At 70.8% G+C, this 18,655-nt stretch carries 18 protein-coding genes and 1 pseudogene; 5 read left to right on the top strand and 14 right to left on the bottom strand.

Annotated features, from left to right (window positions below):
- Positions 1 to 2 precede the first annotated feature (2 nt).
- A complete protein-coding gene (locus KGS77_RS34295; RefSeq protein ID WP_242587204.1) occupies positions 3 to 929 on the top strand; it encodes an XRE family transcriptional regulator in 927 nt (308 codons plus the stop codon).
- Here KGS77_RS34295 and KGS77_RS34290 read toward each other — a convergent pair.
- The 6 genes from KGS77_RS34290 to KGS77_RS34265 all read right to left on the bottom strand — a co-directional run bounded on the left by KGS77_RS34290 (position 892) and on the right by KGS77_RS34265 (position 8,468).
- The gene (locus KGS77_RS34290; RefSeq protein WP_242587203.1) at positions 892 to 1,587 is read right to left on the bottom strand and encodes a hypothetical protein; all 696 of its coding nucleotides are present in this window, start codon (positions 1,585 to 1,587) and stop codon (positions 892 to 894) included. The genes KGS77_RS34295 and KGS77_RS34290 overlap by 38 nt on opposite strands.
- Positions 1,584 to 1,787: a hypothetical protein gene (locus KGS77_RS34285; protein WP_242587202.1), complete on the bottom strand. Its 204-nt coding sequence runs from the start codon at positions 1,785 to 1,787 to the stop codon at positions 1,584 to 1,586. Before KGS77_RS34285 ends, KGS77_RS34290 begins: the two co-directional genes overlap by 4 nt.
- A 107-nt stretch (positions 1,788 to 1,894) precedes the next feature.
- Positions 1,895 to 2,944 carry a protein TolB gene (locus tag KGS77_RS34280; RefSeq protein WP_242587201.1) on the bottom strand — a complete coding sequence of 350 codons (1,050 nt, stop codon included), beginning with the start codon at positions 2,942 to 2,944 and terminating at the stop codon, positions 1,895 to 1,897.
- A 533-nt stretch (positions 2,945 to 3,477) separates the two neighbouring features.
- Positions 3,478 to 4,065, bottom strand: a complete 588-nt coding sequence (locus KGS77_RS34275; protein WP_242587200.1) for a hypothetical protein — start codon at positions 4,063 to 4,065, stop codon at positions 3,478 to 3,480.
- Positions 4,066 to 4,122: 57 nt separating this feature from the next.
- A complete protein-coding gene (locus KGS77_RS34270) occupies positions 4,123 to 7,137 on the bottom strand; it encodes a TIR domain-containing protein (protein WP_242587199.1) in 3,015 nt (1,004 codons plus the stop codon).
- A gap of 671 nt (positions 7,138 to 7,808) precedes the next feature.
- Positions 7,809 to 8,468: a TetR/AcrR family transcriptional regulator gene (locus KGS77_RS34265; RefSeq protein ID WP_242587198.1), complete on the bottom strand. Its 660-nt coding sequence runs from the start codon at positions 8,466 to 8,468 to the stop codon at positions 7,809 to 7,811.
- 244 nt (positions 8,469 to 8,712) lie between these two features.
- On the opposite strand from KGS77_RS34265, the gene KGS77_RS34260 reads away from it, so the two are divergent.
- Both KGS77_RS34260 and KGS77_RS34255 read left to right on the top strand, forming a co-directional pair.
- Positions 8,713 to 9,831, top strand: a complete 1,119-nt coding sequence (locus KGS77_RS34260) for a serine hydrolase domain-containing protein (RefSeq protein WP_242587197.1) — start codon at positions 8,713 to 8,715, stop codon at positions 9,829 to 9,831.
- A gap of 376 nt (positions 9,832 to 10,207) precedes the next feature.
- Positions 10,208 to 10,819, top strand: coding sequence for a pyrroline-5-carboxylate reductase (locus KGS77_RS34255; protein ID WP_242587196.1), 612 nt, complete (start codon positions 10,208 to 10,210; stop codon positions 10,817 to 10,819).
- A gap of 112 nt (positions 10,820 to 10,931) precedes the next feature.
- On the opposite strand, the pseudogene KGS77_RS34250 reads toward KGS77_RS34255, so the two are convergent.
- Positions 10,932 to 11,105: pseudogene (locus KGS77_RS34250) on the bottom strand (XRE family transcriptional regulator); the annotation flags it as partial.
- A gap of 131 nt (positions 11,106 to 11,236) precedes the next feature.
- On the opposite strand from KGS77_RS34250, the gene KGS77_RS34245 reads away from it, so the two are divergent.
- Positions 11,237 to 11,863, top strand: coding sequence for a methyltransferase domain-containing protein (locus tag KGS77_RS34245; RefSeq protein ID WP_242587195.1), 627 nt, complete (start codon positions 11,237 to 11,239; stop codon positions 11,861 to 11,863).
- 444 nt (positions 11,864 to 12,307) lie between these two features.
- Here the strand turns inward: KGS77_RS34245 and KGS77_RS34240 are convergent, their stop codons facing one another.
- The 5 genes from KGS77_RS34240 to KGS77_RS34220 form a co-directional block, all read right to left on the bottom strand.
- Entirely contained in the window at positions 12,308 to 12,952 is a 645-nt protein-coding gene (locus tag KGS77_RS34240; protein ID WP_242587194.1) for a DUF6461 domain-containing protein, read from the bottom strand.
- A 364-nt stretch (positions 12,953 to 13,316) separates the two neighbouring features.
- Entirely contained in the window at positions 13,317 to 14,165 is an 849-nt protein-coding gene (locus KGS77_RS34235) for a PhzF family phenazine biosynthesis isomerase (protein ID WP_242587193.1), read from the bottom strand.
- The gene (nadC, locus tag KGS77_RS34230; protein WP_242587192.1) at positions 14,165 to 15,052 is read right to left on the bottom strand and encodes a carboxylating nicotinate-nucleotide diphosphorylase; all 888 of its coding nucleotides are present in this window, start codon (positions 15,050 to 15,052) and stop codon (positions 14,165 to 14,167) included. Before nadC ends, KGS77_RS34235 begins: the two co-directional genes overlap by 1 nt.
- Before the next feature lie 269 nt (positions 15,053 to 15,321).
- Positions 15,322 to 15,615 carry a DUF1330 domain-containing protein gene (locus KGS77_RS34225; protein WP_242587191.1) on the bottom strand — a complete coding sequence of 98 codons (294 nt, stop codon included), beginning with the start codon at positions 15,613 to 15,615 and terminating at the stop codon, positions 15,322 to 15,324.
- A gap of 35 nt (positions 15,616 to 15,650) precedes the next feature.
- Positions 15,651 to 16,214: a carboxymuconolactone decarboxylase family protein gene (locus tag KGS77_RS34220; protein ID WP_242587190.1), complete on the bottom strand. Its 564-nt coding sequence runs from the start codon at positions 16,212 to 16,214 to the stop codon at positions 15,651 to 15,653.
- 102 nt (positions 16,215 to 16,316) lie between these two features.
- On the opposite strand from KGS77_RS34220, the gene KGS77_RS34215 reads away from it, so the two are divergent.
- Positions 16,317 to 16,592 (top strand): helix-turn-helix domain-containing protein, encoded by a 276-nt coding sequence (locus tag KGS77_RS34215; RefSeq protein ID WP_242587189.1) that lies wholly within the window; start codon positions 16,317 to 16,319, stop codon positions 16,590 to 16,592.
- Positions 16,593 to 16,714: 122 nt separating this feature from the next.
- Here the strand turns inward: KGS77_RS34215 and KGS77_RS34210 are convergent, their stop codons facing one another.
- Both KGS77_RS34210 and KGS77_RS34205 read right to left on the bottom strand, forming a co-directional pair.
- Positions 16,715 to 18,148, bottom strand: a complete 1,434-nt coding sequence (locus tag KGS77_RS34210; RefSeq protein WP_347404565.1) for an MFS transporter — start codon at positions 18,146 to 18,148, stop codon at positions 16,715 to 16,717.
- The gene (locus tag KGS77_RS34205; RefSeq protein ID WP_347404600.1) at positions 18,145 to 18,507 is read right to left on the bottom strand and encodes a MarR family transcriptional regulator; all 363 of its coding nucleotides are present in this window, start codon (positions 18,505 to 18,507) and stop codon (positions 18,145 to 18,147) included. Before KGS77_RS34205 ends, KGS77_RS34210 begins: the two co-directional genes overlap by 4 nt.
- Positions 18,508 to 18,655: the final 148 nt, after the last annotated feature.

The raw sequence follows: 18,655 nt of genomic DNA, 5'->3' as shown, positions 1-18,655 counted from the left end.
GAATGCTGGATCTCGTGGCACTGGGTACGCGTGTGCAGGCACTGCGGCACGACCGGAGACTGACCCTTCAGCAGTTGGCCGAGGCGGCGGACGTGAGCGTGAGCATGCTGTCCTCGGTAGAGCGCGGCCGAAAGGCGCCCACAGTCGTGGTTCTCGCCCGCATCGCGGACGGCCTCGGCGTACCGCTCGCCGGTCTCGTCACCCAGCCCGACGACCACCGGGTCATCGTGCGCCGCGCCGCCGACCAGGAGAGCATCGATGAACCCGGGGGGTGGCGGCGTACGATCCTCACGCCGGTCGTGCCCGGAGTGAACTTCGAATGGATCCGCACGACCCTGCCACCGTCCTGCGACGCCGGCCGGTTCCCGGCCTATGCCCCGGGCTCCCACGAGTACGTCGTCGTCGCATCCGGCACCCTCCGGCTGAGCCTCGCCGACACGTCCGTCGACCTGCACGAGGGCGACTCGGCCTACTTCGCCGCGGACATCACCCACGGCTACGCCAACGAGGGGCCCGATCCGTGCACGTACTACGTTGCCGCGCTGATCATGCGCCCCGCGCGGGCCGGGCGCGCCCACGGGAGGCCACACAGGGCCACCCCGACACCAAATACAGGTCACATGTGGGGGACCGCTGAGTTGCGAGTCCGCGGTGGGGCGCGGACCGAGGCGGCCGTGACCGCCCTGAACCCGCGGATGTCCGGGGACCTCACCATGGCCAACAGCCGGCCCCTACGTGCAGGCTTCTCGCACCGGGTTCAGGCCCTTCGGGCATACCGTCACCGGGCCCCACCCCGCAAGGCGGCGACCCTGCTCAGCAATGGCGTGAAGCTCGCCCTTCGCAAGGGCCGCCTCCAGGTCGGCCGGCCGTCAGGCGGCATGCCCGTGGTGATCAGTCGGCGCGATTGCGCTGTGGGAGATACGGGCTGAAGTGCTCGGCGACCATCTCGGCGATCGCGGCGGCGTCGCGGGAACCGTCGACTTCGATCACGCGGATGCCGAGCCGGCGGGCGGTGCGGACAGCGTCCTCGGCGACGAGGCGGTCCCGGGCGAGGCGGTTGGCCTGTGCACGGGCCGGGTCGCTGACGCGGTGTCCGAGCGAGGCGGCTCGGGGTAGTTCGCGGAGCTGGTACCGGCGGAACCCGGGGGTGGGCACCATGACGATCATCCGGCGTGGTGAGTCGATGACGGGTGCGACGAGCTCGGGGCGAAGTCCCCAGCCTTCGGCGATGATCGGGTGGCCCGAGACGAGCGCGCGCAGGTCATCCAGGGCCCATTCGAACCGGGCCGGGAAGCCCGCCAGAGTCTCGGCGGCCATCTCCTCGGGAGTGGTGTGAACCCACATCTTGTCCGGGTCAGGGGCGGTGGCGGGCTCGCCGAGGCTGACGCGGCGGGCGATCCTGCGGTCTTCGTGTCCACGAGCGTCGTGGTAGTCGTAGTGATAGGTGGTGACGCCGTACCGGCCGGCCAGCAGCCGGGCCACGGTGGACTTGCCGGCCCATTGGCCGCCGCCGATCCACAAGGCGCGGTGCAGGGTGCCGAAGGGGTCCCAGACCTCGTCGGCCGGTCGGGATTCCTGGTTGATCATTCGGTGTCCTCCTGGGGTAGCCGGCGGTGGCCGATCTCGGCTGCGTAGGCGGCCCGGTTTCCGGCGGTGGCACGCTGCCATGTGTCGGTGACAATGATGTCGGTGCCGAGGGGGCGGGCGAGGGCCGCGGCGGGCAGTTCGGTGGCGGGTGCGGGAAGCGCGATCGGGGCGGCGCCGAGGCAGGCGTTGGCAGACGTCAAGCGGCCTGTCTCCCGGCGATGTCGGACGTCGTCGCTTGAGGGCCAGGAATTCCGACCCGCCGATCGCCGGCCCGATCGCCATGGGAAGGCAGGGCCTTGGGGACGGCTTACCGCCGGTGGCGGACGAAGACGTCCGCCACGCCGTTGGTGCCCGAGGGCACCAGATCGCCCGCGGCGGTGGCGAAGACGGCGGTGCGGCCGTGCGCGGTCAGTGCGCCGGGCTCGGCGCCCGCCTGCGCGGCGACCAGGTGATCGGCACCGGAACGCAGATCGCGCAGGCGCAGGGCCTCGGTGCTGCCGTCCGTGTACAGCAGGTGCCCGCCGTCCGGGCTCAGAGCCCGGCCCCGGACGCCGTTCAGCCGCGTCGTCCGGCCGGTGCGCAGATCGTGTACGTAGGTGTCCGGGCCGACGGTGCAGGCCACCGCCCGCCCGCCGGCATCGAGTTGGACCAGGCCGGCGGTGGCGTCGTCCTGCGAGCCGTCGAGCTGCCGGCGCTTGCCGGTGCGCAGGTCCGCAACGACGATGTCGTCGCGGTCGGGGCCGTCGCCGAGGCGGCGGTGCGCGCGGTAGGCGAGGGTGCGGCCGTCGGCGCTGAGCGATCCGTCGGACATGTCGTACTGCTCGGGTGTCGGCGGGTGGCTGACGAGGGTGTCCTGACCGGTCGTGCGGTCGCGCAGGTAGATGCGCTGCGGGTCGGCGGGGTGGTGCGGGTTCGCGGTGTATACGGCGTACCGGCAGTCGCCGCTGAGCCCGGTGATCCGGCTGCCGCCGCGGGCGGACCCGAGCGCTTGTCTGGTGCCGGCCTTCAGGTCGTGGACGAAGCCCTGGAGGTCGTGGGCCCCGAAGTCGTTGGTGCCGACGCAGCGGCCGTCCGCACTGATCCGTACGCCGCCCAGGCCGTCGCGGATGAAGGTGACGGCGCCGGTGCGCAGATCCTTGACGTATGTGTCGGGGAGGTATGGATTCTGCGGATCCGGCGTCAGATTCGTCGCTTTCGAGGTGAAGGCGACGTACCGGCCGTCGGCGCTGATCACCGCCCCCCAGGAGGCGTCGTTGGCCTCGGTGCCGTGGGCGGTGAGGCTGGCGCGCTCGACGCGGGGCTTGGTTCTGGCGCGTAGGGCTTGTTCCGTACGCGATCCCCCCGCCTCCGTGCGCAACCTCCCCGCCTCCTTAGGCAACCTCCCCGCCTCCGTGCGCCGTCTCTCCGCGCTGGGCCCGCCCGGGGAGTCCGTCGGGCTCGCGGTGGCCGCGGTGCCCGGCAGAAGGGCCAGGGCGAGCGCGCCGAGCACGGCGGCGCCATGGCGGGCGGCGCGCTTCGCGGCAGGGCGCCCGCCGGGTGCAGCGGTGCGGCGGATGTCGTGGGTACGCGTACGGTGCGGAGCGGCGGCGGACATGCTTCCCCCCGGAAGAGCCTTGGCCCCGGCCCTGCGCCGGAGGCCCGGAAGGATGCAAACGCACCGCCTTCGGGTGGGTCAATGCGTCCGCATGCGTACAACCCGGCGAGCTGATCGGCAGTCCGTGCAGGGGGCGGGGCGCGCGTGGTGGGGGTGGATGAGTGGCTCCGATCGCCGGTCAATGGGCATGGGCGATCAGTGACCTGGTGACGGGGGGCTCCGCCGGTACTCGCCGACCTGGGAAGGGCCCGCGGATTCGCTGCCCTGGGCGTAACGTTTCCTCGAAGCGGGCGGTGTCAAGGGGTCGCAGGTTCCTGGACGAAACGGTCGCCGCGCCAGGTGAAGGTGCGCCGCAGGCGCTTCGACGGTTGGAACATGGGGTCCGTCGGTTCGTAGGCGCGCAGGTCTACGACAACGGTGGCGCCGTGGGTGGAGACAGCGCTGATCTTCACGCCACGCCCGTTCACCTTCTCCTCGGCGCTGACGAGCACGGCGAGCCGGCGCGGCGCGGTGGGCGAAGACGTTCCGTCGAAGACCTCCAGTTGGTCGGGCCAGGTGGAGGCCCGGTGCACGCAGTCGAACCAGACCAAGGCGTCGGGAACGCCCTTGCCCCGGACGTCGGCGAACCGGGTGCCGAGAACCTCGATTCCCTCGTTGCCGGTGATCCGGCAGTCGATGTCGTCGATCACCGTGGTCCAGTCCGTGTCTGCCAGCGGCGTGGATGCCGGCGGCGTGGAGCCCGGCGGGTTCGCCGGCCTCGACGGGGTGTTGGGGGAAGGGGTCCCGGGAAGCGTGGTCCCGTTGTGTGCACCGCCGCCTTGTGAGTCGCCGTCGCCGCATCCGGTGATGAGGAGGCCCACCGAGAGCAGCAGGGGCGTCAGCATGCGGGCAGTGATCTTGTCTGCTTGCCGGACATGTCGTGTATTGCGCATCAGGTGTGCTCACTTCCCTGAGGCGGACAGGAGCGGAAGCACCGGGTAGTTGTGGATCCGTGAGGGGTGCGCACAGGCATCGGTGGCGATGTCGGTGGCCCCGGTCAGTGCGGGTGTCGTCCGCGTCCGGTGCAGTGCCTGGTCGACCAGGCGGCAGATTTCCCGCTCGGTCCGGCCCTGCCACAGTCGTACGACATGATCCTCGCCGCCGCTGACCAGGCGGCTGCCGTCCGGGGACCAGCTCAGCGCGGTGACACCGGCGGAGTGCGCGCCGCCGCGCCGCTGCAGGGGTACGCCGCGCCGCGGGTCCCATACGCGCATCGTGCCGTTGCCGTCTCCGGAGACCAGGCGGGTGGAGTCCGGCGACCAGGCCAGTGCCTGGATCCAACTGTCTCCCTCCTTGAGGATTGTCGGGGACTGCTCGCCGGTCCTGCCGTCCCACAGACGGATGGTTCCGTCCACCCCGCCGGTGGCGATGAGTTCCCCGTCCGGGGACCACGCCATGGCCCTGGCCAGGTGGGGCGAGATCCGTGGTGCGGGGCCCAGTGGCCGTCCGCTTGCCGCGTCCCAGAAGTGCAGGGAGCCGTCGGCGAGGGCGGCGGCGAGGCGGCGGTTGTCGGGTGACCAGGCGACGGACCGTACCGCCGCGGTGACCGCGGATGCCCCGGCCCGGCCGACGGCGGTGACGTGCCGGGGTTGCCGGGGTGTCAGCCGGCCGGTGGCGGCGTCCCAGACGCGGACCTCACCGCCGTCCGTACCGGACGCGACCCGGGAGCCGTCGGGAGACCAGGCAGCGGTGACCGCGCCCCCGCTGCCCCACCAGGGAGGCGGCGAGGCCCCCGCTCCCCCGCTCACCGGCCAGATGCGCAGGCCGTGGTTGCCGACCCTCAGCAGCCGGCGCCCGCCGGGGTCCCAGACGATGCTGTTGACCCCGTCGATGGGGACCCCCGCGGGAGCCGACTGCCGAAACGGGCTCCCGGGGAGCGGTTCCCGGGTGCGGGAGTCCCAGATCCATACGGTTTCATCGCTGCTGCCGCCGGCGATCCGCCGGTCGTCGGGTGACCAGGAAAGGGCGAGCACACTGCCGGTGGGCCCGTGCAAGGTCCGGTGACGGGCCGTGGGCGGTTGGACCTCCCACAGGCGGAGTACGGCACTGTGCGGCTCGTTGTGGTCCCGGGGGCGGTCCGCGTGTTCGAGCCGCCCCAGGAGGAACCGGCTGTCGGGCGACCAGGCGAGGGATGCCAGGGCATGGTTCCGGTCACTGGCGAGCGCCGGTCCGACGGCCGTGCCGGCGGCCGGGTCCCAGAGGCGAAGCGTTCCTGCGGTATCGGTGACGGCTATCCGGGCACCGTCGGGCGACCAGCGGACCTCACTGATCGCGTCGCCCTGCGTCTCCTGGCCGAACGCCGGCGATGCCGTGCCCTTACGCGTATCCCACCGCTGAACCATCCCCTTCTCGTCGCCGGTGACGATACGGCGACCGTCCGGGGACCAGTCCAGCGCCTTGACACGGTGCTTGGCCGGTGCGGACCACAACAGCGTGCCCCGCCGCATGTCCCAGACCAAGAGGCCCCGCCCGCCGACGGCGGCGAGCCGTCCGCCGTCGGGAGACCAGGTGAGATTGCTGATGTCCCCGGGCGACCCGGGCAGCGGTCCTCCCAGCCGGTGTCCGCTTCCCACCTGCCACCACTCGATCCCGCCCTTCTCGGAAACCGAGGCGAGCACGTCACCGCGAGGTGACAACGCGACGCCGTGCACACCGTCACCCGCAGGACGCAGGGCGAACGGCCCCGCGGTCACCCGGCCGGAGAGTGCCTCGCGCACCAGGTACCACCGGGGCAGCCCGTCACTCGGTCCATGAAGGGTCATCAGCAGCGACCGGCCGTCACGGCTCCAGTGGACCGAGTCGGGCGCCAGGGAACCGGCCACCGGGGCGGCCGTTTTCCGCAGCGGGAGCACCGTACGGCTGTCTCTTACCGACCAGCGCGCCACATTCCCGTCCGCATCCGCCAGCCAGGCCTGCGAGCCGTCGCCAGACCACCGCACCGAGGCGTCGTACAAGCGGTCGGGGTCGAGCCGTTCAAGGGACGCCTCCCCGACCGGACGGGCACCCCATGAGTCCAGTTTGAGCACTGCCTCACCGAATGCGGCACGTGCTTCCGGAAGGGCCGGCGTGATCCGTTGTTCCGCGGCGACGGCAAAGGCCAGCGCCGTATACGGGTCGGCGGCACCGCGGGCTTCCGCCACGTACTGACGTACCTCGGCCAGTGCCGTCTGCTGACGGGCCGTGTCCCGTTGGCGGACGGCCGTCACCGCCGCCGACGCGGCGACCAGGGCCAAAGCGGCCAGTACGGCGATCGTCAAGCGCACACGGCGGCGGGTCCTGCGGTGCTGACGCACGTCCTCACCGATGAGGCCGTCCTTGTCGACGCCGTGCAGGGGGGATGCCAGCTCGGCGACCACCATACGGAAATCCGGGTCGCGCAAGGACAGTTCCTGCCGGGCGCGGGCCCAGCCCAGCAGCACCGCGTGGGGCTCCTCCTGAAACCGGCCCGCAAGGCACCCGGGCAACGCGGTGGTCCGCCGCCAGTCGAAGTCGCCGCGCAGCGCGTCCCAGGCCATGCCGGGCAACGCCTCCCCGCCGTCGGCCGGCGGGTCGGTGAGGACGATGAGCACATTCTCCACGCCCCGGTGGGCGCACCAGTACTCCACCTCGCGCTGGACCCACGGGGCACGGGCCGAGTGCTCGCAGGCGAGCAGGACGAGGAAGCGGGAGGAGTCCAGCGCGCGCCGGATGGAATCCCACAGCCGCGGGCCCGCGCCCAGGCTCCCCTCGTCCCGGAACACCCGCAGGGCCCGCAAGCGGTACCACGGCTTGGCGAAGGCGTGCAGCCCTTGCTGGAGGGCCAGGGCCAGCTCGCGGTCGGGTGTTCTGCTGTAGGAAAGGAAAGCGTCGTACGTGAACCGTTCGGCGGACTCCGCAGGAGGGGACGTGCCCGACTGCCGCCGACGCACCCGACGCACCGCAAAACCCTGGCGAGGACGGCTCTTCAGCACGGTCCAGGCACCCCCGACAACTCACGACTCCCCTCATCACTTGTGAGGTGGCGTCAGCTCAGCGTGTCAAACAAAGCGCCGGGTGGGGAGGGGAACCGCACGTTCCGAAGGCGGTGTGGTTCCTGGCTGAGTACTGTTCCTGACTGAGTGCGGCTGACTGAGCGCGACTTCGTAGGCGTCGTCGATCGACCACTTCTGGCGAATGTCGCCTTATACACGTGCCCGGCGGGCTGTTCTTCCCGGTGCCCAAGTGCTGAGGTCGGTGTGCCCGGGCCTGCTGCCGGGTCCCGGCTGCGGCTCGGCACCGGCATCACGGACCTGTCCCTTCAAAGCGACGGCATGTTGTACGTCACCGGACCGTCCGGCCCGGTGGCGCTGCGCCTCGACAACCGAAAGGCTCTGGCCGCACTGCGAGCTCCAGTCGCGTCCGGGTGGCGTCGACTGGGGTTCGTACTGGATCCGCTGCCGTCGATCCGGTGGGCGGCGGCGGAGCTGGAGAAGAACTGCGCACCACGGCCGGGGAAGCATGAGCGAGTCGGTTCGGCCCGCCCGTTGCCGCCAGGCCGAGCGGCCCCACCAGAGCGGCTCCCCCACGGCCGACAACCGCCGGCCCGCGTGGTGAACTGCGAGCCGGTCGGCTAGAGCGGGCGAATCGTGGCCTCGATGTGGGCGAGTTGCGCGGCGAGGATCTCCTCGAACGCGGCGCGGCGGTCCGCTCCCAGAGGGCGGACGTCACGGGCGAAGTGGGCCAGGGCGGGGAAACGTTCGGGGTCGGCGCCCAGTACCGCAACACGGAACAGCTCCATGCCCTGTTCACGCTCCTTGGGAGTGATGGCGCCGGCCCCGGCCTCGGAGGCGACCAACGCGAAGAGGAGGACCACGATCCGGTGGTAGCGCACCGGGATCTCCTCGTCCGGCAGTCCCGAGATGCGCAGAGCCTGCAGCACCTCTTCCATGACCAGCCGTGAACCGGTGCCGCTCGACGCGTAGCGTCCCCAGACCGCGGCGAGCTGGGGCTGCTGGCCGAATGCCTCTCTCACACGCAGGGCCAGGGCCGTGATGCGCTGCTTCCAGTCGCCTTCCGGGCGGTATCCGTCCATGGCGGCCAGGAGGATCCGGTCGGCGACCTCGCGCAGCAGTTCGGTCTTGCTGCGGAAGTGCCGGTAGAGGCTGGAGGAGTCGGTCCCCAGCACCGCGGCGAGCTTGCGCACACTGAACGACTCGGCGTCGCTCGTGCGCAGCAGCTCCGCCGCCGTGTCCAGGATCTCCTCGGTCGACCAGCGCCTTCGCTCTGGCATCTCACCCCTCTCGCCGCATCTCGCCAGGCCGCATCCGATCTAACCAGATCGGACCAGATCTCGCGCCACCTCATGCACTTGGTGTTGCACGCACTGCGTGCATAATGAGGGCAAGTGTGTGCCGAGGGACCCGGCAGCAGGCGGGCCGACGTGCCCCTCGCGCCCTGTCACCCGGTGTTACCCGGTCAGGCGACCGACGTGAAGCTCGCCGCCGGGGAACGAGGAACACGAAAGGACGCACGTCGTGAGGAAGTCACTGGATCCCGCAGCGCTGAAAGCCGCCCTGGAAGACGTCCACCGCGCCGGAATACCGGGCCTGTTCGCCGAGGTGCGTGACGGCGACCAGATCTGGCGCGGCGCCGCCGGGGTCGCCGACGTCGACAGCGGTCGTCCCGTCACCGCCGATATGCGGCACCGCGTCGGCAGCATCACCAAGACCTTCACCGCCGCCGCGGTTCTGCAGCAGGTCGAAAGCGGTCGGATCGGTCTCGACACACCGATCGGCCGGTACCTTCCGAAACTGGTTCCCGGGGAACGGGGAGACGCGATCACGGTCCGGATGCTGATCAACCACACCAGTGGCCTCGCCGAATACCTCCCTTGTGCCTACCCCTCCCTCAAGACATATCCCGACCTCGCGAACACCGAGCCCCAGAGCCTGGACGACAACCGGTTCACACGGTTCCACTCCACCGAACTGATCGAGATGGGGGTCACCGCACCTGCCGTCGGCACCCCGGGCGGTACTCCGGGGGTGTACTCCAACACCAACTACCTGCTCCTCGGCGCACTCCTGGAGCACGTGACCGGCACCACGGCCGAGCAGTACATCACCCGGAACGTCATCGAACGCGCCGGGCTCTGCGACACCGAACTCCCCACCGGACCGCACGTCGACGGGCCGCACTCGCAGATCTACGAGGCATGGTTCGGCATGATCGACCCGCCGCGCGACTACAGCGTCTACGACATGTCATGGGTGGGGCCGGCGGGCTCGCTGATTTCGACCGTCACGGACCTCAACCGCTTCTTCGGCAAGCTGCTGGCCGGGGAGATCGTCAGCCCGTCGTCGCTGGCGCAGATGCAGCGCACCGTCCCGGTCATCTCCCAGGAGGGAAGGACGATCGACTACGGACTCGGCCTGCACCCGATGGCGGCTCCCGGCCAGGACACCTACTGGGGCCACGGCGGTACGGTCTGGGGGGCCGGGGCACTGGCCTTGATCCGTGCCGATGGCCGGCGGCAGATGGCCGTCGCGGTGAACCTGCAGAGGTGGAACAGGTTCGGCTCCTCGGGCAAGCCGCAGCCCCACCCCATCGACGACGCGCTCATGGCTCTCCACCGCGTGGCGATGTACGGCTGAGCGGGCCGCGCAGCGTCGCCTTCCCGCTTCCCCCGAGCCGGCAGGCTTCAAAGCTCCACCAGACGGGAGAGCCGAAATGGCAGCAGGGCAGGAAGGACCGCAGCACGTCCGGTACGTCGGCACCGTGTCAAGCGCCCGCGGCACCAACTCCCCTGCTGTCGGGCCACCATCACAGACCCGGGCCGACACGGGTCACGACCACCACGCACCATGGAGGAAGAACCGTGCAACGCATCGGCATCATTGGAGTGGGCGAGATCGGCCGGGCCATCGTGACCGGCCTGCGCAACGGGGGCGAGGAGTTGCCGGAGGTGTTCCTCTCCCCCGGGGCGCCCGCACGGCCGCGGAGCTCTCCGAGCGCTACAAGGGCGTCCAGGTGTGCGCCGACAACCAAGAGGTGGTGGACCGCTGCGAGTTGGTGATCATCGCCGTACGCCGCCAGGACCGGCACGATGCCCTGGCCGGCGTGACAGTGGCCGACGACAAGACCGTGGTCAACGTGATGGCCGGGGTCGGCAACGAAGACCTGCGCCGTACGCTCGCCACCGGTGCCCCGCTGGTGCGCGCCATCCCCCTGCCGGCCATCCGCGAGCGCCGCTCCGTCACGGTGGTGCACCCCTCGCACCCGGAGGTGAACTCCCTCTTCGAGCCCCTGGGCGGGGTGCTCCCCGTAGCGGACGAGGCCGCCTTCAACGTCTTGTCCGCGCTGACGGGAACGCTGACCACCCACCTCTCGTACCTCGCCACTCTCACGACGTGGGCCGCCGACCACAACATCGCCTTCGAGGACGCGGACCGTTACGTCCGCAGCCTCTTCCAGGGCGTCGGTCGTGCTCTGAGCGACGAGTCCCGCTCCCTGCACCAACTCGCAGCCGACCACGAGACCCCGAACGGTAACAACGAACGCATCCGCACCACCTGGTTCGACCCGGCCAACTCCCGAGCCCTGACCGGCGCACTCGACGCGCTCCTCGCCGATCTCGCATAGCCACAACACATCGGCACGGACGGCCGCCCGGCTCTGCGCACAGCACGCGTCGAGCCGGCCCGAGCCCGTCAGTTGGGCTCCCCCGGTGGTAACGGCTTTCCCCGGTCCGGGGTCACCGGTCGGGGTCGGTGCGTAGGTGCGCACGCAGTCCTTGGAGGCCGAAGAGGATGAGCAGTTCGACCGCGCCGCCGTCGGCGCTGCCCAGCCAGTGCGGCAAGGAGGTGTCGAACTCGGCCGCCTCACCGGGCGGAGTGAGGCCGCGGTCACGGCGCAGCGTCCGCAGCCGCGGCCCCACCGCGTCGAGCACCTGGTCGTCCGTGGTGGGGTCCATCGACCCATCTTGCCGTTACCGCAAGTTTTCGTGCCAGGCCGTGGTGGGCCTGGCAAGACTGGCGGCCACCGACACAAGGAGGCTTGATGAGCACCACCGATGCGGTCGCGTTCTGGGACGGCGTCTACGCGGCCCGGCCGGCGGCCGGTACCCCGCAGCCCAATGTCCGCCTCACCGAGACGGTGACGGGCCTGCCGCCCGGTGCCGCACTGGATCTGGGATGCGGCAACGGCGGTGACGCGCTGTGGCTCGCCGGCCAGGGATGGCAGGTCACCGCCGTCGACATCTCGGCCCTGGCGGTCCAGCGGCTCGCCGCCCTCGCCCGCGCACACGGCCTGGGCGACCGTCTCACCGCCGTGCGGCAGGACCTGCACGGGTCTTTCCCGCCCGGCGAATTCGACCTGATCTGCGCCCACTACCTGCACACCCCCTTCGGCCTGGACCGGGCCGCCGTCCTGCGCTCGGCCGCGCACGCCCTGCGCCCGGGCGGGCGGCTGCTGGTCGTCGACCACGGCTCGACCGCGCCGTGGTCGTGGCAGCAGGACCCCGAGACCCGGTATCCGAGCCCGCAGGAGGTCGCCGCGGGCATCGGCCTGGCCGCGCAGACCTGGACCATCGAGCGGGCCGATACGCCCCGCCGGATCGCGACCGGGCCCGACGGGAGCACCGCCGAGGTCACCGACCACATCCTCCTCATCCGCCGCACCGCCTGACCCTGCGGCCCGGCTCGGCCTGCTCAACCACCTGACCTACGTCGAGCGCGCGACGTTCCTCGGCGACCACGTCACCGCCCGCAGGAGCTGAACGGGGCTCAGCAAGCCGCCCGACCGTAGTAGCCGGTCCCGTCCCCGTAACAGAACGGCGGTCGACCGACGAGGACGGGGCGGATGCGCCGGACCCCGCAATGGACACGGACCCCGGCAAGACGCTCCCGCAGTTCGCGCCGGTCGGTGGCGATCGGCGCTCCAGAGGCGGACGGAGATGGGGGTGTGCGGCGGTCACCAGCCATGTGCAACGGTGCGCTGCCTGCGGCTCACGTAACCATGGCCTCGTCCGGCCCAGGGGACTGCTTGAACAGCAGGCCGGGGGCCACGCTCGCGGTGAGGTGGGTGACCGGACCGCACCGGGTCCATCCTTCCGGACGGGCCCGTTCAGGCTTACCAGGATGAGGGGGGCGAGGTGCGGGTGACGACGGAAGGAAGTTGCCCGCCCTCAAGCACCTGCCGCGACAGGGCCAGCCCGAAATGCTCACCGATGGCCCGGAGGGCCCTGCGCTTGGCTTCGTGAGGCGATAGTTCCTCGTCGTCGCCGAGCAGGTCTTCGAGGGAGTCTTCCGGCGCGATGGCCCCGACGGCTTCCAGGGCTGGGCGCAGCAGGTCGGGTTGGGCGCCGCTGGGGTAGTAGCCGGCGCCCAGCTCGAAGTGCAACTGCAGCTCGCCATCGGCGAGGTACCGGAAGAAGGAGGGCGGGTCGTCCGGCCGCGGATCGAAGATCAGGACCTCGGCACCGTCTCGGGAGACTGCTGGATCGAGGGCCCATCCTTCGCTGCCTCCGGACTCCACGATGAACGACCAGTCGCCGCTTTGACCGAGACGGCCGACGCAGTAGATCTGTGCAAGGTCGACCAGGGCGGATGCTTCCCGGCCGGTGAGGACAGCGCCGATCTCGACAGGCTCATGGTCGGATATCCGTTCGGCGAGCTGCTGGGGAGTGAGGCCGCGGGCGCAGGTGATGTAGAGGTCGCCGGCGTTCAGGCTGGTGCCGCGCCAGGCGTCGGCGATCCAGGCAAGATCTTCGGGCACTGCTGGGTCCCTCTGTTCGTGACGTGGAGCTGGTGGGGCACAGCGTAGAACTTGTGCTGTGCCCCACCGGTTGTCAGTAATCGGTTGCTCAGGCTGAATCCGTGATGTCCGGTGCCTCGATCAGGCCCCGCCTCGAAGTCGAAGCGTTCCTGCTGGAGTTGCGTGCTCAAGTCGGGTACCCGAACCTGGGAAGCCTTCCTGGCCGAACGGATTCCCATGCCGCGCCGGTGGTCAACGCGCCGACGGCCACCCTCCAGTACCCCCTCCCCCGGCTCCATCGCAGCCGGTCTGACCCGAATCCGCGGTTACTGCAAGTTGCGCGGGACGCGGCGGGAAGGCGGACGAACTGGGTGGACGTCAAACGTCAAGCCTGACGCACGACTGTTCGTGCGAGAGTTGCTTGGCCCCCGACTCGGACTGGGTGTTCCAGGTGGGTGTCGTCGATGGTTGCCGTGATGGTGGATGGGTTGCCGAGGCGATCGCCCATGTCGACAGTGAGGCGGTCCGTGCCGATTCGGGCCATGTGCGCGGCCAGGCAGGCTGTGCTGTTGGCGTTGGCGATGTCCTCGGGGACGCCGATCGACGGGGCGAACATCCGAGCGGCTGCCCGGCCGTGCCGGTCCGGGATCGAGTAGGCGTAGCAGCCCAACAGGCCGTAGCGGTCGCAGGCAGCACGTAGCAGGGCGAAGTCTGGGGAGAGGTCGGCCAACGCGGCGCGCGATCGCACTGGCAGAAGAAGCCTCGGCCGCCCATTCGAGGCCACGCAGGCGTTGCCGACGACGGCTTCGTCGGCCAGGCCGAGGCCGGCTGTGACCGCCCTCAGCTCGGGTGCCTGGGCGACGCGCAGGTTCACCGGGCCCGGGTCGAACGACGCTGTCACGCTGTCGCGGTTTCGGATGGCCCAGCCTTCGAAGCTGCGGCTCGTCGTACACAGCACGGCGTGGTGGTCGCTGCCGCCTTCCCGTATGGCGAGCAGCGCCAGGGCCGCGACGGTCCCGTGGCCGCAGGCAGGCAGTTCGCCTTCGGCGGTGAAGAACCGGAGCGAGTACGAGGGACGGCCGCGCTCAACTCCGGTGGCACGGATGAACACGGCGTGGGAAGTGCCCAGTTCCCCGGGAATGCGGCATCGCTCCTCATCGGTGAACGACGCTTCGTCGAGAACAGCGGTCGGGCTGCCGCCCCGGCCCTGCCGCTGACACGCGTCGATGACCACTACCTCGGGCATGGCACCGGGCCGGTCGTCAGCAGCATCGTCAGGTCCAGCGCAGGCGCGCTGTGCGTCAACGCGCCGACCGAGATGAGGTCGACTCCCGTCTTGGCGATGGCGCGGACGCTGTCCAGACGGACGGTGCCCGAGGCCTCCAGCAGGATCCGGGAGGCGTCGGCACGCTCGGCCCGGATTTTCACGACTATTTCGATGTCGGCCACCGGCATGTTGTCGAGCAGGATCCAGCGGGCCCCGGCATCGAGGGCCTCAACGGCCTGCGTCACGGTCTGCACCTCGACATCGGTCTCCACCTTCTGCCCGGTGCGCGCCATCCCGCGCCGGACCGCGTCGATCGCGGTGGTCACGCCGCCTGCCGCGGCGATGTGGTTCTCCTTGAGCAGCACCGTCGTCGCGAGGTTGAGCCGGTGGTTGCAGCCGCCGCCGACGGTCACCGCGTACTTGTCCAGGGCGCGCAGGCCCGGCGCCGTCTTGCGGGTGTCCAGGATGCGCGCCTCGGTCCCTGCCACGGCCTGGACGTAGCGGTCGGTGAGCGTCGCGATGCCGCACATACGCTGCAGGAAGTTCAGCGCCGTACGCTCCCCGGTGATCAGGCTGCGCGCCGAGCCGGACAGGCGCACCAGGACATCGTCGCCGGTCAGCCGGGCGCCGTCGGGGACGAGCGCTTCCACTGTGACCTCGGGGTCGATCTGGGCGAAGACCTCGGCGACCACGGGGAGACCGCCGGCGATGCCGCATTGCCGGGCGCGGATCTCGGCCACGGCCGCCATGTCTTGGGGAACGCTCCACACGGTGGTGATGTCCTGGCCCGACTCGTCCTCGGCCAGGGCAGCGGCGACGGCGGTTCGCGCCGCCTGTGAGGGGAACTCGGTCATGATCCGTGGTCTCCAGTCCTGTGGTTACGGGCCGAAAATCTGAGGTGCCCCGCGCGCGGACCGCTGTCACAACCGGTTGCGCCGGCACCCTCGGCGGCAGTGGGCGGGGCTTGGCAGCCCACCGCTGCGACCACTCGGTGACCGAACGCAGGGCTTCGCGGGCGTCGTGGCCGAGCGGGGCGAGGGTGTAGATGCCGTTGCACAGCCCCTCGGCGAGTCGAGCCTCTTGGAGCTCTGTGAGCCTTCAGTGAGGTCCGACCGGGCCTCGGTCAGTCGATGCCTTCGACGATGCGGAAGTCGCGCTCGACGCCGTCGGAGAGGGCGACCAGCGCTTCCTGGTAGGTAGCACTCTCCCGCGCCGCGACGGCCTGCTCGAAGCTGTCGAACTCGACCAGGACGGTGCGCTCGGCGATCCCGGCGTCATACGCCGCGACCCGACCGCCACGGACGAGGGTCCGACCGCCCCAGGGCTGGACGGCCGAACGGGCCAGCTTGTTGTAGGCAGCCAGCTTCTCAGGGTCGGAAATGGTGCGGTAGACGCTGATCCAGTAGCCCTTGGGCATGGAACCTCCAGTGTTGGGAGTGCATGTGACGTGGATCAGTGTGCGGAGATCGGCTCGGTGCCGGGTTCAAGGGGCAGGCGGAGTGCCCTGACGGCGAACGAGATGGCGTGGTACCAGCCGCAGACCAAGACCAGATCGAGTGCGGCATCTTCATCGGCGACAGCGACCAGGTTCGTCCAGGTGTCGTCGGAGAGGTCAAAGGTCGCATGGAGCTCGTCGACCGCTTCGAGCACGGCACGATCGGTGGTGTGCCAGCAGTCGTCCGTCGGCCTTCCCTTCGCGAGGGACGTGAGCTGCGCCGCGTCGAGTCCCACCTTCTCGGCGAAGCCCGCGACGTGCACGGCCCACTCGTAGTCGGCGCCACACAGCGCGGTGGTCCGGTCGATGACCAGCTCGCGCTGGCGCAGAGTGAGAGCGGAGCGCCGAGAGAAGTAGTAGCTTCCCCAGCCCGCGATGGAGCGGGCGAGCTCGGGCCGGCGGGCCCACACCCGGAAGAGCTGGATGGGGGAATGCCCGAGGAGTTCAAGGGCCTCGCCGGCTCCCTCGCCATAGGGCGGCGAGAGCGGCTCGATGCGCGGCTGCTTCGTTTTCAGAGGCATAGCGGGACGTTAACATTGACGCTTCGGAAAGGGAAGCAGATGACACGACCAACTCCACTCCCGGGCCGCCGGGTCCGCGGCTCGCACACGGGGCGCCCGATCATGGCGCTCCTGGACCTCTTGGGCCGACGCTGGGCGCTGCGCATCCTGTGGGAGCTACGGGACGGCTCATCTCCGACCTTCCGCCAGCTCCAGCAACGATGTGGCGGCGTCTCATCAAGCGTCCTGGCAGACAGGCTTCGCGAGCTCGGACAGGCCGACCTCGTCGAGCACGCCGGCGAGGGATACCTGCTCACCGAACAGGGCAGGACCCTTCAGGAATCTCTCGCCCCGCTCGATGCCTGGGCCTCCGGTTGGCGGCCCAAGGCGGCGGACTGACGGCCGTGGCGGCAGGACGGGCCCAGTCTCTCCAGCGGTCACAGAGTGTCGCGACTCCATGTCCATCGGGACCGGTGCCCGCCTTTGCAGAGGCTCGCCACACCGCCTATGTGCGCGAGCTCTCACGGGGTGGTCTCGGACGGACGTCGGCGGGCGAGAGCAAGGCTTGTCAGCGTCGTGATCGCCATGGCGCCGATGCCGACCAGCGCCGCGGTGGTGTAGGCGCTGTCGTCGGGGAGGAGGTGGCCGGGGCCGGTGCCCGCGGCGAGGATCAGGCCGCCGATGGCGCTGCCCAGCGAGTACCCGACGCTGCGGACGACGTAGTTGAAGCTCATGGCGCTCGACGTCTCGCTCTTGGGGGTGACGGCCAGGATGACGCCGGGCATCGCGGCCGAGAAGCCCCCGACGCCGAAGCCGAGCACGCCCATCGCCACGAACAGTTCGGCCAGGTCCGACCGGGCCGCCGCGAACAGGGCGAACCCGCCGCCGACCACGACGGCGCTGCCGGCCAGGAGCAGGGGGTCGGCGATCCGCATCCGGACCCGCGGCGTGAGCTTGCCGGCGACGAACCCCAGCACCGAGAACGGGATGAGGACCAGCCCGGCGACGAAGGTCGTCAGCCCGAAGCCGTAGCCGGCGCCGTGCGGCGTCTGCGCGTACCGGGTGATGAGCGTGAGCAGGAGGTACATGCCGATCCCGCCGACGAACATGGCGAGGTTCGCCCCGGCGACCGCCGGGTGCCGCACCGCACGCACATCGACCAGGGGCGTCGTGCTGCGCAGCTCGATGACGGCCCAGACGCAGAGCAGCACCACCGCGACGACGGCGAGGCCCGCCGCCACGGCGAGGTGCCGGCTCCACAGATTCCGTTCGCCGGCGAGGAACAGCACCAGGAGCAGCGCGGCGGCCAGGACGACCGCGCCTGCCACGTCCACGCGGGCAAAGCGGCCTTCGGGGGCTTCGGGCATGGAGCGCCACGCGGTCACAAGGGCGGCGGCGGTGACGACCAGGCCGAGGCCGTAGGCGGCCCGTACCCCGCCGAGCTCGGCGAGCAGTGCGGCCAGCGGGTACCCGACGCCGGCTCCGATGACCGAGACCACCGAGATCAGGGCGATCACGGCCGCGCTGCGCTCCTCGGGGAGGTGGTCCCGGGCCACGCCCATCATCAGCGCCGTCAGCCCGAGCCCGACGCCCTGGGCCGCCCTGCCGGCCAGCAGCCACGCGAACGGCAGCGGCAGCACGGTGAGCGCGCTGCCGGCGACGACGACCGCCAGCGTGGCGAGGATCGTGGCCCGCCGGTGCGGGCCGGCTCCGAGCCGGCCCAGGACCGGCGTGGCGACGGCGCCGCTGAGCAGCGCGACGGTCAGCGTCCACTGCGCGCTGCCGAGCGAGACGTGGAACGAGGTCGCCACGCTGGTGATGAGCGGCGTCCCGAGGCTGGCGACCGCCGCCACGACCAGAGCGATGAACATCAGGGCGGGGACCAGCAGCCGCGCCTTGGAACGCGGCACCGGGAACGCCTTCATCGGGACTCCGCCGACCGGCTGCCCGGTCACTGCTTCGGCCCTTCGCGGTCCCGGCTTTCGAGCTCTGCCAGATGCTTCAGCGCCGGAAGGGCCGCCACCAGCGCCTCGACCTCGTCGCCGGTGAGCTCGCCGATCAACCGCTCGAACGCGTCGACGCCCGCCTGGCGCCGCGTCCGGACATAAGAGGCGCCGGCCTCGGTCAGGCACACCAGCGTGACCCGCTTGTCGGACGCGTCACCCCGCCGCTCGACCAGGCCGGACTCCTCCAACACCCGGACCAGGGCGGTCATCGCGGGCTGGGTGACGCCCTCGACCGCGGCCAGATCGGTGATGCGCCGCGGGCCGGTCCGGTCCAGGGTGGCCAGGGTGGCGGCGGACGTCAGGCTCATGTCCCGGGGCAGGCGTCTCGCGGCCCTGGTGGCCAGGCCGTAGAGGGCTGCCCCGATGGCGGCGGACGCGCCAGGAGCGGTGTCTTGACGATTCATGCTCGGAGCATAGCACTTTTATATTCATAGTTTATGGAAATGGTCGACTGCC

The sequence above is a fragment of the Streptomyces sp. MST-110588 genome (assembly GCF_022695595.1).
GTDB lineage: Bacteria > Actinomycetota > Actinomycetes > Streptomycetales > Streptomycetaceae > Streptomyces.
Note: the sequence above shows the minus strand (reverse complement) of the source record. Positions and strands in the feature narration are given on the sequence as shown.